Source organism: Desulfuromusa kysingii (assembly GCF_900107645.1).
Taxonomy (GTDB): domain Bacteria; phylum Desulfobacterota; class Desulfuromonadia; order Desulfuromonadales; family Geopsychrobacteraceae; genus Desulfuromusa; species Desulfuromusa kysingii.
The window spans coordinates 197,095-214,266 of sequence record NZ_FNQN01000006.1 but is presented as its reverse complement, the minus strand read 5'-3'; the positions used below and the strand labels follow the sequence as shown (position 1 = coordinate 214,266).

At 44.3% G+C, this 17,172-nt stretch carries 19 protein-coding genes; 15 read left to right on the top strand and 4 right to left on the bottom strand.

Annotation, left to right across the window (positions count from 1 at the left end):
• Positions 1-190: 190 nt before the first annotated feature.
• The 15 genes from BLU87_RS11290 to BLU87_RS11215 all read left to right on the top strand — a co-directional run bounded on the left by BLU87_RS11290 (position 191) and on the right by BLU87_RS11215 (position 15,037).
• Complete coding sequence (locus BLU87_RS11290; protein WP_092348373.1) at positions 191-1,921, top strand: RHS repeat domain-containing protein; 1,731 nt, start codon at positions 191-193, stop codon at positions 1,919-1,921.
• Positions 1,922-2,252: 331 nt separating this feature from the next.
• Complete coding sequence (locus BLU87_RS11285) at positions 2,253-2,654, top strand: phage holin family protein (RefSeq protein ID WP_092348371.1); 402 nt, start codon at positions 2,253-2,255, stop codon at positions 2,652-2,654.
• Between the two features lie 439 nt (positions 2,655-3,093).
• The gene (locus tag BLU87_RS11280; RefSeq protein ID WP_092348369.1) at positions 3,094-4,443 is read left to right on the top strand and encodes a Na(+)-translocating NADH-quinone reductase subunit A; all 1,350 of its coding nucleotides are present in this window, start codon (positions 3,094-3,096) and stop codon (positions 4,441-4,443) included.
• A gap of 2 nt (positions 4,444-4,445) precedes the next feature.
• Positions 4,446-5,657 (top strand): NADH:ubiquinone reductase (Na(+)-transporting) subunit B, encoded by a 1,212-nt coding sequence (locus BLU87_RS11275; RefSeq protein WP_092348525.1) that lies wholly within the window; start codon positions 4,446-4,448, stop codon positions 5,655-5,657.
• A complete protein-coding gene (locus tag BLU87_RS11270; protein ID WP_092348365.1) occupies positions 5,650-6,429 on the top strand; it encodes a Na(+)-translocating NADH-quinone reductase subunit C in 780 nt (259 codons plus the stop codon). The genes BLU87_RS11275 and BLU87_RS11270 overlap by 8 nt, the downstream gene beginning before the upstream one ends.
• Positions 6,422-7,045: an NADH:ubiquinone reductase (Na(+)-transporting) subunit D gene (locus BLU87_RS11265; protein ID WP_092348362.1), complete on the top strand. Its 624-nt coding sequence runs from the start codon at positions 6,422-6,424 to the stop codon at positions 7,043-7,045. The genes BLU87_RS11270 and BLU87_RS11265 overlap by 8 nt, the downstream gene beginning before the upstream one ends.
• Positions 7,045-7,647: an NADH:ubiquinone reductase (Na(+)-transporting) subunit E gene (gene nqrE, locus BLU87_RS11260; protein ID WP_092348359.1), complete on the top strand. Its 603-nt coding sequence runs from the start codon at positions 7,045-7,047 to the stop codon at positions 7,645-7,647. The genes BLU87_RS11265 and nqrE overlap by 1 nt, the downstream gene beginning before the upstream one ends.
• Positions 7,648-7,666: 19 nt before the next feature.
• Entirely contained in the window at positions 7,667-8,890 is a 1,224-nt protein-coding gene (gene nqrF / locus BLU87_RS11255; protein ID WP_092348348.1) for an NADH:ubiquinone reductase (Na(+)-transporting) subunit F, read from the top strand.
• Between the two features lie 451 nt (positions 8,891-9,341).
• Positions 9,342-9,785 (top strand): SseB family protein, encoded by a 444-nt coding sequence (locus BLU87_RS11250; RefSeq protein ID WP_175498363.1) that lies wholly within the window; start codon positions 9,342-9,344, stop codon positions 9,783-9,785.
• 443 nt (positions 9,786-10,228) lie between these two features.
• Positions 10,229-11,335 (top strand): AAA family ATPase, encoded by a 1,107-nt coding sequence (locus BLU87_RS11245; RefSeq protein ID WP_092348341.1) that lies wholly within the window; start codon positions 10,229-10,231, stop codon positions 11,333-11,335.
• 724 nt (positions 11,336-12,059) lie between these two features.
• A complete protein-coding gene (locus BLU87_RS11235) occupies positions 12,060-12,608 on the top strand; it encodes a tetratricopeptide repeat protein (protein ID WP_092348337.1) in 549 nt (182 codons plus the stop codon).
• A gap of 28 nt (positions 12,609-12,636) precedes the next feature.
• Positions 12,637-13,155 carry a TlpA disulfide reductase family protein gene (locus BLU87_RS11230; protein WP_092348335.1) on the top strand — a complete coding sequence of 173 codons (519 nt, stop codon included), beginning with the start codon at positions 12,637-12,639 and terminating at the stop codon, positions 13,153-13,155.
• 5 nt (positions 13,156-13,160) lie between these two features.
• Positions 13,161-13,910 carry a cytochrome c biogenesis CcdA family protein gene (locus tag BLU87_RS11225; RefSeq protein WP_092348334.1) on the top strand — a complete coding sequence of 250 codons (750 nt, stop codon included), beginning with the start codon at positions 13,161-13,163 and terminating at the stop codon, positions 13,908-13,910.
• A gap of 36 nt (positions 13,911-13,946) precedes the next feature.
• Positions 13,947-14,387 (top strand): disulfide bond formation protein B, encoded by a 441-nt coding sequence (locus BLU87_RS11220; RefSeq protein WP_092348333.1) that lies wholly within the window; start codon positions 13,947-13,949, stop codon positions 14,385-14,387.
• Complete coding sequence (locus tag BLU87_RS11215) at positions 14,384-15,037, top strand: DsbA family protein (RefSeq protein WP_217637499.1); 654 nt, start codon at positions 14,384-14,386, stop codon at positions 15,035-15,037. Before BLU87_RS11220 ends, BLU87_RS11215 begins: the two co-directional genes overlap by 4 nt.
• Positions 15,038-15,115: 78 nt before the next feature.
• Here the strand turns inward: BLU87_RS11215 and BLU87_RS11210 are convergent, their stop codons facing one another.
• The 4 genes from BLU87_RS11210 to BLU87_RS11195 all read right to left on the bottom strand — a co-directional run bounded on the left by BLU87_RS11210 (position 15,116) and on the right by BLU87_RS11195 (position 16,834).
• A complete protein-coding gene (locus BLU87_RS11210) occupies positions 15,116-15,565 on the bottom strand; it encodes a hypothetical protein (RefSeq protein WP_092348328.1) in 450 nt (149 codons plus the stop codon).
• A gap of 201 nt (positions 15,566-15,766) precedes the next feature.
• Positions 15,767-16,255 carry a hypothetical protein gene (locus tag BLU87_RS11205; RefSeq protein ID WP_092348326.1) on the bottom strand — a complete coding sequence of 163 codons (489 nt, stop codon included), beginning with the start codon at positions 16,253-16,255 and terminating at the stop codon, positions 15,767-15,769.
• A complete protein-coding gene (locus tag BLU87_RS11200; RefSeq protein WP_092348324.1) occupies positions 16,252-16,464 on the bottom strand; it encodes a hypothetical protein in 213 nt (70 codons plus the stop codon). The genes BLU87_RS11205 and BLU87_RS11200 overlap by 4 nt, the downstream gene beginning before the upstream one ends.
• 130 nt (positions 16,465-16,594) lie before the next feature.
• On the bottom strand, positions 16,595-16,834 hold the full coding sequence (locus tag BLU87_RS11195; RefSeq protein ID WP_092348322.1) for a hypothetical protein: 240 nt from the start codon (positions 16,832-16,834) through the stop codon (positions 16,595-16,597).
• Positions 16,835-17,172: the final 338 nt, after the last annotated feature.

Genomic DNA, 17,172 nt, shown 5'->3' with positions numbered 1-17,172 from the left:
TAACCAACTGTTTTAATTCATAAAAATCACATAAATATATTGACATTAATTCTCCTTAAGCCTAGGATGCCGCAAATCTTGTTGGCTTGTTGCTACAAGAATAAGGTCATGCTTCGAAATTATATCCCATCAGAATCGTACGCAAATATGACCATTCATTCAACCACACGAATCATAAGGAGAACGTCTAATGAAACAACGATGTTACAGCCACTACAGCTATTTTCTGGTAATGCTTATTCTGCTACCACTGGTCTTATCAGGGTGTGGTGGGAGTAGTTCAAACCACGAAATAACAGCATCACAATATCCTTATGGGGCCGATAGCATAGCAACCACAACAACAAAAGGGGACACATACATTCAGAGCTTTGAATACAATTCGGCGATGCAGGTTATTGGTCAAGTAATCGAAGAAACCAGCTATGCTGATAACGATGGCGACCCTGTTCCTGATACACGCTTCGTCCAAAGCTACACATACGATCCAGCAATTACGGGAACATCCATATTGTATGACAACAACTTGGCACCGGTTGCTCAAGAGTCAGCTTTAAGCAGCAATTTTGGCGCAATCACCTCCTTAATTCAAGAGTGGTATTATTCCGACGAAGAAACGGGTGTCATGGACACAACACCCAGTATTCAAGAAGAATCCCATTACAGTTATACTCCTTCCGGCCTGCCTTTGAAGCAGACCGAGGTGAACGATGGGATTACAACCGATACTTACACCTTCACCTACAATAGTGCCGAAGATATCACCAGTTTTATTCATACCGAAATTGACGACACCAGTTCTACCACAGTCCACACCTTCGAGTATGACAGCTATGGAAACCTGATCTCTCACATCGTGACTGCTGATGGAGATGTAACAAAGGAAGACAGCTACACCCATAGTTACGCTGATGGCTTAAAAATGCAGACTATTGTTGATAAAAGTGACGAAGATATCTATCAGATTGATTTCACCTACAATGATAAAAAACAACTCATCTCTAAAAAGACATCAACTGATGTTTATGACAACGTTGAAGGGTACGACACATTTAGTCTCCATACCTATATCTATGACAGTGCTGGTCGTCTGCTCACTGACTCAGAAACATATTCTTATAGCAACGATAATGACGAAACAATTGACTATTTGAGGCACTATTACCAGGCTTGGGAATACAATGAACAGGGTTTATTGACCATGTCATCCACAGAGCAATACTCCTATCCAGATCCTATTAACGAAACACTGTCCTCACATTATGGAGACATCAACAGCTATACATATGCAGATAGTGGCAATCTCGCTATGCACAGCTACGAAAATCTCTTGGATGCTGACAACGACGGTGTTTTTGAAGGAACCTCTCAATATTGGAGTGACGAATATTCATACAATGACGCCGGCTACCTGACGGTCTACACCCATGAAGAAAAGGATTATCCTGGGGGAGAGCTTTCATCGACACGTACGGAAACAAATATAGTGACCTACTCGGACGGAATTTTAACAAAAACAGTAGAAGTTAACTTCGAAGATGGCAGTGAGACTTTCAGACAGAGCAATACCTTTACCTATGACGATAGTGGGCAACTTGTATCCGTAGAAACTGATGAGGATGACACGGACAATCAAACAACCTCTTTGACTTACAACGATGATCAAACGGTGACACTTTTGTCTGAAGAGGATGAAATGCCAATGATCGTTGATTTTACCAGCGAAGGGATTCCGACAGGGACAGCTGATGTTACATTCGATTCGCCTACTATCGTCGAATACCCAAATGCACCAGAGATTGATGAATATTATAGTGCTTCGTATGTGGCAGACGACAATGATAAAACCTATCTGAAGATTCTTAAAGTTCCTAAAATGTTAGAGTTTATCTATAATAGAGTTGAAAGTCACATAAAGTAGGGGAATTATCACTTTTAACTCATTACAGACAAGTGAGCCTCTCCCCGAACGGGCGGGGCTCACTTCAGGTATCCGCATGATATTTGAAGCCTCTCACTCACTCGCAAAACACTATTGATCGACAAGATCTCAGCCCATGAATCTGAGCACTGATTTGTACTTTCAAGCAGATAGTAGTCTATCCTAAAGATAATCCCTTTCGACCATTTCAAAAAATTAAGATTTCATATTATTGAGATATTTTCTCAACATTTTTTTAAAAGAGCAGCAAAATGGAAGCCAATCTGATAGAATTTTTTAAATTCCATTTAATCCTTAATAAGGAGTTTTCATGTCCGGTCTGTTTCTCAGATGGTTTATTCTTTCAGCGGCAATTATGGTGTCCGCCTACCTGTTTCCCGGAATTGAAGTGAATGGTTTCGGGTCTGCACTGTTTGCTGCTCTGGTTTTGGGCATTCTTAATGCGTTTTTCCGACCGATTTTGATCATTCTTACCTTACCGATCAACATCCTAAGCCTTGGCCTCTTCACTTTTGTGATCAATGCTTTTCTGCTGATGATGACGTCTGGTGTTATTGGTGGTCTGCATGTGGATGGTTTTGGTGCGGCACTTCTTGGTTCACTGATTATCAGCTTGGTCAGTTGGGGGCTTAGTTCTTTTATCAGTGATCGCGGGCGGGTGGAGTCTATGGACATCGAATTACATCGAAAACAGGGGGATCGCTGGGAATAACCTTAAGACCCTCTCTGCGGGATTTGATTCAAATGAACCTGTTGACAAAAATTTATTAAACTTTGGTTTCACAGATTTGAAAATTAAATTTTCATGACAAGGATGACAGCATTGCAGATCGCACTTTAAGGATCAATTTATGACTAATCACCTCGATGTTAATCGACTTGGCTAGGACCTATGATGCCCCTGGTTATCCATTCGCAACTTTGCGTCCTATCACTTTTGCCCCACAGGATACAGATTTGTTCTTGCCTTCTACCGACCATTTACACAATAATCATAACAATATTTGATTTTAGTGTTTTTTTGACTCGTGACATAAGCCTAAAAGATTCATCTCTAGTCCTCGTCGATTAGGGGATCATTATCAGCCAGTGAGGAGTTCTAAACAGAAATAACTAACTCAACTTATTCAGCGAAGGATTTTTCATAGACGATGAAAACATTTGCTTTCAAAAAGGGACTTGACGTCCCGGTGACGGGCGAACCACGGCAGGTCGTAGAAGAGACCAGACCCGTGGACAGGGTCGCGTTGAGCGGTGATGACTATATCGGTATGAAACCGACGATGGAAGTCGCTGAAGGGGAGAGAGTCAAGACCGGGCAGCTTCTTTTTGTCGACAAGAAAACCAAAGGGATCAGATATACATCCCCGGCAACGGGAACAGTCCTTTCAATTAACCGCGGTGCTAAAAGAAAATTTGAATCCGTGGTCATTGAAATTGAAGAAGATGATTACATCTCCTTCCTTAACCCCCAGGAAAAATCCACTGAAAATTACGCAAGCGGAGAAATCCGCTCTATACTCCAGGAGTCAGGAGTATGGAACGCATTCAGGACACGGCCCTTCGGCAAGGTGCCCGACCTTGCATCATCACCGGCTTCTCTATTTATCACCGCCATGGAGAGCCGCCCCCTTAGTCCTGACCCAGATGTCATCATCGCTTGTTACAAAAAGGAATTTTCCACCGGCCTCACTATTCTTGACCAAATGCATGATCAGCCGACATATCTGTGTCTCAGAGCCGGTTCGAGTGTTGATCTTCAATTACCTCCGGGGATCGAGGTTGCGCAGTTTTCCGGACCACACCCGGCAGGGTTACCATCCACCCACATTCACATGATCGATCAAGCCTCAGAGACCCGTGTCGTCTGGCATTTAGACTATCAGGATGTCATCGCTATCGGCCATCTGTTTCAAACCGGCCATCTGCTAACAGAGAAAATTATTGCCCTTGGTGGCCCGGCGGTAAAAAATCCTCGACTCATCAAAACACGCATTGGCGCCAACATCGATGAGATATGCCGTGACGAACTTGTCACCACACCCGTCAGAATCATCTCCGGCTCAATCCTTGACGGTCGTGAGGTTGACGGTTATCACCGTTATCTCGGCAGGTACCATCACCAGATAGCGGTACTCCATGAAGGCAGTAGTCGTGGCCTTTTCAGCTGGGTAAGCCTTGGAGGACGCCGATTTTCCATGCTTCCAGTTTTCAGTTCAGCACTACATAAAGCACGTAAATTTGCCATGAACACGGCCCTCTGGGGTGGCAAACGAGTCATTTTTCCTGTGGACAGTTATGACAAAGTCATGCCGCTTGACATTATTCCACTCGCCATTTTGAAAAGCATAGCCGTGGGTGACACTGAAAAGGCGCGCAATCTTGGTGCCTTGGAACTGATCGAAGAAGATTTAGCCTTGCTTTCCTTTGTCTGCCCAGGGAAAAGCGAATTCGGCCCCATGTTACGTCGGGTCCTCACAGAAATAGAGCTGGAGGGCTAATGATGAAAATACTCGATCGTTTCTTTCAAAAAATAGAACCGTTATTCCGCAAAGATGGCAAACTGGAAAAGCTTTACCCGCTCTTTGAAGCTACCGACTCATTTTTGTTCGGGGCGAGCGGAACAACAGACACGGCACCTCATGTCCGTGACGCCATTGATTTCAAGCGCATTATGATCATCGTGATCATTGCTCTTATCCCCTGTACTTTTATGGCCATGTGGAACACCGGCTATCAGACGAACCTCGCCCTCCAGTCTCTGAACATCACCTCTCCATCCGGATGGAGGGGGGAAATTATGAGCATTATCGGCTGTTCACCTGAGAGCTTTATTGCCAACTTTGTCCACGGCGCTCTCTACTTTCTCCCTATCTATCTTGTCGTTTTGGTCGTTGGCAGCATTTGGGAGGGCCTGTTCAACCTTATCCGGGGTCATGAAATATCAGAGGCTTTTCTCGTCACCAGCTTGCTTTTTACTTTGACCTTGCCACCGACGATACCGCTATGGCAGGCCGCGGTGGGGATCAGCTTTGGCGTTGTCTTTGCCAAGGAAGCGTTTGGTGGCGTCGGCTTAAATTTCATGAACCCCGCACTCGTCGCTCGGGCCTTTATCTATTTCGCGTACCCCGCCCAGATGTCAGGGAATGAGGTATGGGTTGCCGTTGACGGTTTTACCTCTGCGACTCCTCTGGCTCAGATCAGTGAAGCCGTTTCAGCGAGTCAAGCCATGCAAAATGTCGATTTCACCTGGGCTCAGGCATTTATTGGCACTATCCCCGGATCAATGGGAGAAACTTCGGTGCTCGCCTGTCTCTTTGGCGCGCTACTTCTGCTTGTTACTGGCATCGCTTCCTGGCGGATAATGACCTCCATGCTGATCGGCGGCGTGATCTCCAGTCTGCTGTTCTTTTTTCTGGCTGATCCGGCAAATCCATTTAACGGCATACCAGTCCATTATCACCTGGTCCTTGGCGGCTTTGCCTTCGGTCTGGTCTTTATGGCTACCGACCCGGTTTCCGCGGCTCACACACCGCAGGGGCAGTGGATGTACGGCCTTCTCATCGGTGTGCTCGCCATTCTTATCCGAGTTGCGAATCCAGCATATCCAGAGGGCGTGATGCTGGCAATTCTACTTGGAAACGTCTTCGCTCCGCTGTTTGACTATTTTGTCATCCAGGCCAACGTCAAGAGGAGAAAGCTGCGTCATGGCTGACATAACTGCTTATAAGCCTTTTTATTCGGTCCTGGTTTTGGCCTTTTTCTGCTCAATTCTCGTCGGTGGAGCGGCAGTGGGCTTACGCCCATTACAGGAAAAAAACAAGTTACAGGATCGAAGAATGAATATTCTGGTCGCTGCAGGGCTCTACGACAGCACCAAAAGCGTAGAAGATCTCTTCGGCAATATAGAGACGAGGATTATTGATCTAAAAAGCGGCGATTTCGTTTCTGCTACAACCGTTTCCCCAGAAGGATTTGATCAGCTCAAGGCTGCCATGAGTGAGGAGTTAGGCCAGTCGCTTTCAAAGGCAGAAGATATTGTCGGAATTCGGCGGCTGGAGAGATACTCCCGTGTCTATCTCGTCATGGATGATAACACTGTGCGGCAAGTCATCCTGCCTGTAAGGGGGAAGGGCCTTTGGTCCACTCTCTACGGCTATATAGCCATTGAGGGCGATATGAGCACTGTCAGCGGGATTTCCTTTTACGAACACGGTGAAACGCCAGGGCTTGGCGGAGAAATAGAAAACCGCCGCTGGCAATCGGGCTGGCAAGGTAAAAAAATCTACAATCAATCCAATGAAGAAGCCCTCCACGTCAATCAGAAAAAAGATCAGGTTGAAATGATCTATCATGTGGACGGCTTGTCGGGAGCGACCCTCACTACCCAAGGCGTTGATAATATCATCTCCTTCTGGTTTGGCGAGCTCGGTTTTAAACCATTTCTGACCCGGCTAAGAGACAAGGGAGGAAGGATCGATGGCTGAGACAAATAGAGAACTGCTGACAAATTCAATACTGAAACGGAACCCTATCGCTTTATTGGTCCTCGGCATTTGCTCGGCCTTGGCAGTCACGGGGCAACTGTCGACGGCGTTGGTTATGTCTATTTGCTTGACACTGGTGACGGCTTTTTCCAGTCTGACCATCAGTATCGTCCGCTTTCAGATCCCCAACAGTGTACGCATTGGCATCCAGATCACCATTATTGCCACTTTGGTTATTCTTGTGGATGAGATTCTTAAAGCCTTTTTCTTTGAACTCTCGAAACAACTCTCTATTTTTGTAGGGCTGATTATCACCAATTGTATCGTCATGGGTCGGGCCGAAGGGTTCGCTATGAGCAACCCGCCCGTAGCCAGCTTCATGGACGGTATTGGCAATGGTTTAGGCTACAGCTTGATCCTGATGCTGGTCGCTTTCATTCGCGAGCTTTTCGGATCTGGAACGCTATTCGGCGTTGAGATCCTGCAACTTACTACCAATGGTGGTTGGTATATCAGAAACGGCATGCTGGTGCTTCCAGCCAGTGGGTTTTTCATCATCGCTACGATTATCTGGATCATTCGAACGCTTGATCCCCAACAGCAGGAAAAACAGTGATGGGACATCATTTCGACATAATTATTCGCTCCATATTTATGGAAAATCTGCCTTTGAGTTTTTTTCTGGGCATGTGTACCTTTCTCGCCATTTCAAAGCAGGTTAAAGCTGCCGTGGGTCTGGGCAGCGCCGTACTGGTGCTGCAGATTATCACCGTCCCGCTCAACAACCTCATTCTGAATTATCTACTCAAGCCGGGTGCCTTTGCCTGGGCGGGCTTTGGCGATATTGATCTGACGTTCCTGGGTCTGCTCACTTATATCGCCATCATCGCTGCCACTGTTCAGATTCTGGAAATGGTTCTTGACCGTTTTATCCCAACCCTCTACAACACGCTAGGGATATTCCTGCCGCTATTAACGGTCAACTGCGCCATCCTCGGTGCTTCTTTATTTATGGTTGAACGTAATTATACTTTTACTGAAAGTGTGGCTTACGGCATCGGTGCCGGTGGGGGGTTTTTCCTGGCCGTCGTTGCGCTGGCTGGAATTCGGGAAAAGTTGGAATACGCCAATCCGCCCCCCGGTTTACGGGGCCTTGGACTGACCTTTGTATCTGCTGGGCTGATGGCCATAGCATTTATGGGACTCGCGGGTCTATAATGGCTGATGGAGAGACGGGATGAATGAAATAATATTCGGTACCGGATGCTTCCTTGTTATTCAATTTATTCTGGTAGTACTTATTACTGTTACCAAGAAAAAGCTCCTGCCCGAAGGCGACATAACAATCAGCATCAATGACAGCCAGGAACTGACCACTGTTCCCGGTGGCAAGTTGTTAACGGCTCTGGCCGATCAGCACATATATCTGCCTTCGGCCTGTGGCGGTGGTGGAAGTTGCGCCCAATGTCTAGTCACGGTCGAATCTGGCGGTGGTGCTATTCTACCTACTGAAAAATCCAGAATCAACAATCGTGATGCTAGAAACGGCGTCCGTCTGGCCTGTCAAGTTCCTGTCAAGCGCAACCTTAAAATCAAAGTTAATCCAGAAGTTCTGGAAACGAAAAAGTGGCTGTGCCATGTCAAGTCAAATCGAAATGTGGCCACGTTTATCAAAGAGTTGGTCCTAGAGGTTCCAGAAGGGGAGAATATAGATTTTAAATCGGGGGGTTACATCCAGATCGAAGTGCCGTCGCACACCGTGTCTTATGCTAATTTTGATATAGACGAGCGCTTTCTCGCCGATTGGACAAAGTTCAGGATGTTCCAATATAAATCTCACGTTCACACTCCGGTGACACGGGCCTATTCCATGGCCAATTATCCCGGTGAAAAGGGCATTATCATGCTTAATGTCCGCATCGCTTCGCCACCACCTGGTGACAAAACTTCACCACCACCTGGACAGGTATCGTCATATATCTTCAACCTGAAAGAAGGTGATGAAGTCACCATTTCAGGACCATACGGCGAATTTTATCTGGAACAGAGCGATGCCGAGATGGTCTTCATTGGTGGTGGCGCTGGAATGGCTCCCCTACGCAGTCATATTTTTGAACTTTTCAAAACCCTCAAAACCGAACGTTTGGTCAGCTTCTGGTACGGCGGAAGAAGCAAAAAAGAGCTATTCTATACTGAAGATTTTGAACAGTTAGCCAGAGAACACGAAAACTTCTCATTTCATGTGGCGCTTTCAGATCCTGATCCAGAGGGAAACTGGAGCGGCGCTACAGGCTTTGTTCACCAAGTTCTCTATGACAACTATCTTAAAGACCATCCGGCACCTGAAGATATTGTCTATTATCTCTGCGGTCCCCCAATGATGGCTCAGGCCGTTTTAGAGATGCTGGATAACCTCGGTGTGGAAAAAGAAAATATCCTCTTTGACGATTTTGGAGCATGAGAAATTATGACGACTTATCTAGCAACCCTGACACTGACTTTCATCATTTTTGCCTCAGCCGTTCTGGTTATAAATTTTTGCAAATCCAGGCCCAAAAACGGCAAACATCAACTCACCGGTATGTGCCACTGTAGCGGTTCCGTAAGCCGTTGCGACAAAAAAATCCAGCGAAAGATCACGTAATAGAATTTGCTCAGCCCCGGTGGATTTAGTGCCAACACATCATCCCTCGAAGTAAAGAGTCCGTTTTGCTCTCTTAGAGCGGTTTGCATATTGCTGTTCTTTTCGTCTGGACGAATCATGACCTAAGATTGTACCATCGTTCAAAACCGCTGAGGACGACTTAACCATTTAGTGAATTGATGAACTTCATTTCTGCAATGTATTAAGGGTTAGTGCCCAAGTTGGTCACGTTATGAAGAATTCATCAACATTCCCCAAGGAACAATTCATGACGAAAATTGATGACGCTATCCAGCTTTGTAACCAAGATGCAAAAAAACAGGCGGTGTTTTACGAGTTGTTTCTTAACTCTCTATTCTATATTCCAATCCTAGCAGAGGAGGGGAGTTCGGTACAGGAGGAGGGGGCGCCACCCCTTTTGGTTGAGGCTAACGATAAAACCTACCTGATGTTATTTGACACCATTAGCCGGCTGACCGATTGGGCCAATGAAGACGCCAAATACCTTGCAGTTTCCGGTCATGGGATCGTCGAAATGTCTTCACCTAATATTTACTGGGCATTGAATTATGGGACAGAACTACAAAAATTCTTTGAACCCGCAGAGATTAAATGGCTAAAAATGGTTGTCAAAGAAGCCAAAGAAAAAGAGCCGATAAAAACGAACGCAGAAAATGAAGAGAACCAAGAATTTAAGAATCAAGCAAACTGATATACACATGAAACGGTACCGAAAAAAGCCGCGCAAATGTCCTGCATGTGGCTCGTCGTTAATTGCCACAGTTCTTTATGGCAACCCCGCACTTACAATGAAATTAGAAGAGCAGTTAGTTGCCGGTCGTATTGTTCTCGGAGGTTGTACATTTGCAACTGATGCGCCTGCTTGGCAATGTGTAAAGTGCAATATAAATTTTTATAAGCGGGGTTAACAGCGATTATTTTGTTGTGACTTAATTCCGCATACAGACCATATTTATTTGACAGCAGAAATCGAAGGCAGATGAGCTATATGATCATTTGGAGCTTTATGCGCGGGTTAATGGCGTTCCTCGTCACTGGCGACGATAATTGGCAGCGGTGTTGCCTTTGACCTCCTAATAAAGCTATAAACAGTGAATCATAATAACAGCACATCTTCTCGAGGAGCTTACAGGGATGAGTAAGGCTAGAAAATTATTTATTGCAGCGGTCGATAAAGATACTGGTAAAACGACCACAAGCATTGCTTTGATGGCGCTTGCCCTCAAAAAATATGAACGGGTTGGCTATATCAAGCCCTTTGGGGGGCAGACGGTTAACTATAAGGGGCGTGTTGTCGACAAAGATGTCGCTCTGATGGCACAAGTATTTGGTTTGAATAAAAATTTAAAATATATGTCTCCAGTGGTCCTCTCTTCTGATACGACCCATAAGGTTGTTGATGGCTTGATTTCACCACAGGACCTTCAGGACCAGATCGTTCAGGCTTGTGCAGAGCTAGAAAAGAAGTGTGATTTTATTCTTATCGAAGGCTCTGGTCACCCAGGGGTTGGTTCAGTTATCCAAATTTCAAATGCCCGGATAGCCAACTTATTGCAGGCTCCGGTGGTCATGGTTACAGGTGGCGGCTTAGGAAACGTGGTCGATCGATTAGCTATGACGCAACTGCTTTTTGAGAAGGAAAACGTTGATGTTAAAGCCATCCTCGTTAATATGCTGGTTCCGGAAAAACGGGAGAGGAATCTTGACTACTTATCACGGGCGTTAAAAGATGAGCCGTTTAAAGTCATTGGAGGTTTTGATTATCAGCCAATCCTTGCCAATCCAACCCTCAGACGTATTTCATCGGTATTGGGTCTGCCTCTTCATGGCAATAAACGTGAATTGCACAGAATTATCTATCAGGTTCAGGTCGGTGCAGCATCAACTCAACGGGTTGCAGAGCTGATCCAGGAACCATCCTTAATCATCCTCACTAGCAGCCGGGACGAACTGATTGTCACCCTGTCACACCTTTACAAAATGCCTCACTATAAAGACTTGATCGTCGGCTTGGTCATATCGGGAGCAACCGCAATCAGTCCGATGAGTCAACAAATTCTCGATGATAGCAACATCCCCTATATTCGAGCGGACAAAATGATCACAGCAGAATTGTACCAAACCATCAACAAGGACGTTTCTAAGATTGTTGCTGAAGATAGGGAAAAAATTGACTTGATTAAATCTCTCGCAGAAAAACGTTTTGACTTTGATATGATCGATGATCTGATCTCAACATAAATTACGCTACAAACTGTGCAGATACGCAAGTAGGAAAAGGGTCTAAGACCCTCGCTTCCATGGATAATGGCTGATATATAGTTGCTGTGATATCTTTTGGGATATGGTTTCTATCATAAGGCACCAGTCATGTTGATAAATATCTTACAGGCGACTTGGATTGCTCGGTCCTTTATGCTGATCTTTTTACTGATCAGCGCCAGCACCACACATGCATCTTTTTGGTGTCACGAGCCAGGTCGCACTGCACATCTGATGTCAAATCCCGTTGGTGAATGTTGGGCTGCATCTTCCCATGCAGAAAGTGAGCTTCGGTGTGCTGACAAAATTACAGAGACAAGCGTCTTCTTTAGTACCGACGAGGATGATTGTATTGATTCTCCGGTGTGCTCTTCCGTCCTTACTTCCTCAAATCGAACCAGTCCGCTAAGTAAAATTACGACAAGCGATATTGCCCTAATAGCGACAAGATTCAACAATCCGACCGCGTCAGGGATTGTCAGTTTTTCTCATTTACCCCTCGCTTCACGGTTGCCTCATCCCCAGGCTTTGACAGCCCTGCGCACTGTTATTCTTCGTCATTAACCTCGCGCGACTTCTCCACCCACTAAAACCATAACGCTACAATCCGGTAAAAACGGATCAATTCAGCTTTTAAATGCATACCTATTCAGTCGTTTAGCTCTAATCTGAATGGTATTTCAACATAATAGGTGTCTCCATTATGAAAAAAGAAACCATCTTATTGGTCGTCATAACAATGGCAATTGGCATATTGAGTGGAGTTATTTTTACTAATGCCAAAAAACATACAGGAACTGAAAACCAGCAATTCGCTCCCGTTCCTGTTATCGATTATCAACAGAAAATAAATAACCTTCAAGCCTTTCTAACCAAGGAACCGACAAACCGTAATGCTTGGGTGCAACTTGGTCACAATTACTTTGATTCGAACCAGCCGATGAAAGCGATTGAGGCCTATGACAAAGCCCTCGAAATAGATAGCCATGATGCGAATGTTTTAACGGATCAGGGGATCATGTATCGCCGGTTAGGATGGTTTGATAAAGCTATCGAGAATTTTAAACAAGCCAACACATTAGATCCACGCCATGTGCAATCGTTATTTAACCTTGGGATTGTTTATCGTGATGATTTGGGCGATCGGGATAAAGCGAAAGAAGTATGGACAACATACCTCGAAATCTCTCCTATCGGCAATGAGGCAGATCGAGTCAGAAACATGATTGATCATATGGAAAACGGACATTAGCTATTGAAACAGGTAGAAAGGCTCAAATATGCGGCGATTTGCTATCACTATTTTTTTACTCTTGTTGGTGGGTTTTGTTGGTTATGTCATGACCAATCTACCACACGCCACATCCGTTGCACCCGGTGATACAGCTCCAGCCTTGACGCTGGAAAATACAAAAGGGCAAAAAATCTCTTTGTCTGATTTACAGGGAAAAATTGTCATGATCAACTTTTGGGCAACCTGGTGTCCTCCATGTATAGAAGAGATGCCCTCAATGCAGCGACTCTATGACGCCATGCAGGGTGATGATTTTGTCATGCTTGCGATTAACACAGAGGAAAATGGTCGATCAGTTGTTCCTGAATTTCTAAATAAAACCTCCTACACCTTTCCTGTTCTTTATGATGATCAAGGGGAGGTTCAAAAAAAGTATGGGGTCTACAAGTTTCCAGAGACATTCATTATCAACAAAGATGGCACTATTGCACAAAGAATTATTGGCTCTCTCGACTGGTCCAGTTCTAAAGCTATAGCGTACCTCAAGGACCTGAGCAAAGGATAACTGACTTGTTACAACAAACAGCGGATATTACTTACTGGATTGCGTTTTCTGCGGGGATTTTATCATTTGCCTCTCCCTGCGTGTTACCGCTGATTCCATCTTACTTAACTTACATTACTGGACTATCTTTCAAACAACTCGATCATGAACATCCCGATGGAAATGTCCGTCTGATGGTTTTTCTTCATTCTCTCTGCTTTGTACTGGGATTTTCATTCATTTTTATTTTGCTTGGCGCTATCACGGGAATTGCCTCACACCAAATCGAAGCTTATTTGCGTGAAGGGTTGGATTGGGTCGCAAAAGTCGGAGGGTTCATTGTTCTCCTCTTTGGTGTTCATATCACTGGATTGCTCTCATTTCGTTCATTACTCGGAGACAAAAGAGTCCAGTTGCATAAAAAACCAGGCGGATTCCTCGGCACATTTGTTGTTGGGATAACCTTTGCTGCAGGTTGGACTCCATGTATAGGTCCCATCCTGGCATCAATTTTAATGGTAGCAGCTTCTTCTGGACAGGTCGGGGAGGGTATCAGTTTACTGGCACTCTACTCTTTGGGATTAGGAGTGCCTTTTATACTATCGGGTTTACTCTTTCACCAATTTCTTTCCACCTTCAATCGCTTTAAAAAATATATAAGGATTGTAGAAATCGGTACCGGCATCATGTTGATCGCTGTCGGAATCATGCTCATGTTCAGTCTTTTGGGTCCAATTACGATGTATTTCTACCAGTGGATACCTGTCCGAGGATAGGTTTAATGATGTTTCTATTTTTAGAGGATTATCTCTATGACACAAACTGAAAAAAACACCAGTAATAACTGGTTGCTACTGTTTTTATGTTGGTTATTGGCCAGTGTCTCAGTCACAATAAGTATCTTTTTTAGCTATGTATTAGAATATCAGCCCTGTGTCTTATGTTGGTACCAACGGATCTGTTTGTTCCCGTTAGTTATCATTCTCGCTGTAGGTCTTTTACCAACTTTTGATAAAAACGTTATTAAATATGCTCTACCTTTAAGCACTATTGGCGGAATAATCGCTTTGTACCACACCTTGCTCTATGCCGGTATGATTCCGGAAAATATCCAGCCTTGTTCAAAGGGCGTTTCCTGCACCGAAACATACATTGAATTGTTCGGATTCGTATCGATTCCGATGCTTTCATTCTTTGCATTTTCAATATTAACCACTTTTTTAATTATCCTGAAAAGGAGATCAAATAAATGAAGTACGGACTGATAGGAATATCATGTGTCATCCTGGCTTTTACTTTTATCGTCGCTGGCAGTTATTACAAAGACCGGCAATCTGAAAAATATGGTTTCATGGCAGAAGAAAATTCTGAACTTTTTGTCAGAGATCATTCTCAGATTCTTGGCAGTGATGATGCCAAAGTATTTCTGGTTGAGTTTATGGATCCTGCTTGTGAAACATGTGCGGCTTTTGCTCCGTTCATTAAAAAAGTCATGGCTGACAATCCCGGGAAGATCAATCTTGTAATTCGATATGCTCCATTTCATGAAGGCGCTGATAATTTTGTTAAAATTCTTGAAGCCGCACGAATGCAGGGAAAATATTGGGAAACTTTGGAACTGATGCTTAAGTCTCAAAATATCTGGGCTAACCACAGCAATTGGCAACCAGAAAGGTTATGGAGCATTCTACCCAAAGCAGGAGTGAACATCGAGCGAATCAAAAAAGATATGCATGATCCTAAAATTGTAAAAATTATTGAACAAGACATGGCCGATGTTAAAGCCCTCAATGTCCAAAAAACACCAGGTTACTTTGTCAACGGAAAACCACTTCAAGATTTTGGCTACAATCAATTATATCAACTCATTAAAACGGAGCTAGACATTAAGTATCCGCGTTAACTTTAAACGCCTAAATAACTAAATTATAGATGAATGAGTGGCTCAACCACGGATGCAAATGGTTGGGCCATTTTCCCTTTAATTTGACCGAGGGGAGTCTTGAACCATTATTTTCTTAGCTCTACCTGGGCGACCACCGCGACCAACTTCAACAAGGGAAGGCCTCACAAGATCAGGAGAACTCCACGGGTGTTTGTCTTTACGTAGGTCAGCAGAAATCTTCTTAATAGCTGATGTGCGATCTAAGCCTTGGTGAGTATAGCGATCAAACAACTCAACGATTCGTGAGTGGTAGCGTTCTTTATATTGTTTCCGTTCATTGATTGATTCCTCTGATTCATAGGCAGCGATATTCCTTGCCATTCGATCTTTGTTCTTGACGAGACGAACGAAGCCGATAAGGGAATCAAGTATTCGGATAAAATGAATGAAGTCATCAGCGTGGAGATTGACCGTGACTTGAACTTGACCATCTTCGAGAGGGGTGACTTTGAGGGATCGGTGCAGGTAAGAAAATAGCGAGGTCATAGAGAGACCCCGCTACAGATTGTTAAATATCTAACGTCGCATAATATATATTACTCTAATGATATCAATCAGTTAAAGATTAGACGGTGCCCAAACCCACAACGTAAGACCCCTTATGTCTTACATCCTTGGACAATGCCTGTCAATTTTAGTTGCTGGGAGCGTCAATCCCTTTGATGGATTTTTGTAGTTACAAAAACATCATTTGACGGTTTTTCTCCCTTTCCGAAATCGGAGGTTTTCTCTTAAAGTTTGGTGAACAAGGTCATAGCTTGCCCATGGGTGCTTTTGTTCCTTCAACGTCGAATTTGTCCTGCTTATGGCTTCATTTCGTGTCAACCCTTCCTCAATGAAGCCATCGAACAGGATGCAGACCTGATTTGAAAAATCTTGACGATATTTTGCCTGTTGTTCCAGTTCGACCGGATCAACAGGTTTACTTGAAGCCTGTTTGATCTTCGCTTTATGACCTGCGGATCGAAACAAGCCTGCTGTCGATTGCAGCAAGTTAGCGAAATATCGAGCCATTTCTACGGGCAAAACAACGGACAATTGCGCGTAACCATCTCGGGCAGCGACCACCTGAATGTCAATATCTGGGCGATACAGCGGATTAAACGAGTGCCGTTCGTCCAAGAGCATTCGATCTAGATCAACTTCAAAAGGCGCTGATAGAGAAGGGCGCGTCATAAGCTCTCGTCCAATCCAGCCATGCCCTTGAGCAAAATGTGTTCTGTCCGACGACTTTCAAGAAACCTGATCACCAAATGACGGACGATAAAGGAAACGGGCATGCCTTCAAATGAGGCGCATTGTTCTAACTGCTTCATTCGATCGTCATCAATCCTGAACGTGATTTTTCTCTCTAAACGATCCTTTTTGCTCTTCAAATTAGCCATATTTACCTCTCAAAATGTCCGACAACCATCAAATCCAGTACCAGTAAGGGTTTGATGGCTATTTTAGGTCTTTTTGGTGTCTCATATTGAGACTAGAGTGCGGTAATTACTTACACGCACTCGATTCAAATCAGCGTCCTAAAATCTCGGGGCTGGCTGCGCCAACCTCAGAGCTTTCATTACGCTGTTTTTGAGAATTCACGTATTCAGTCAGAAATTTCACCACAGTTTCTGCATCAAAGCCGTGATCCTCGATCAAGACCTGAACAAAGCTAGCTTCATAAAGAAGATCTTTCTCAAGCAGCTGGTGGACAACTTCCATAGCTTCTTGAATTCGTAAATTGTCATCGAGATAAGATGATTCAGTCATAGTCAATCACTCCTTGGGGACGGAGCATGACCTTGTGTGGGAGAAGGTTTGCTGTCAGAAAAGGCAAAAGTACCCACAGCGAAACGCGATCTAAAACAACAGCACCTAGACAACGTGCGCAATCCTTCGGAGCGCTTGTCCTGGTGCTGTTGATCGCTAAGCCCAAGAAGGGCTTTTCACTATGGATACTTCCAAAACCTAGTTTACATAAGTAACGTCGCATAATATATATTATGTAAACCAAAAGATGTTTTTTCAATTTTACTTTAATTCTCTGCCAAGATACGATATATAGCGAAAGAAATATGAGTATCGAACAATATTTTTAGAGGGCTGAG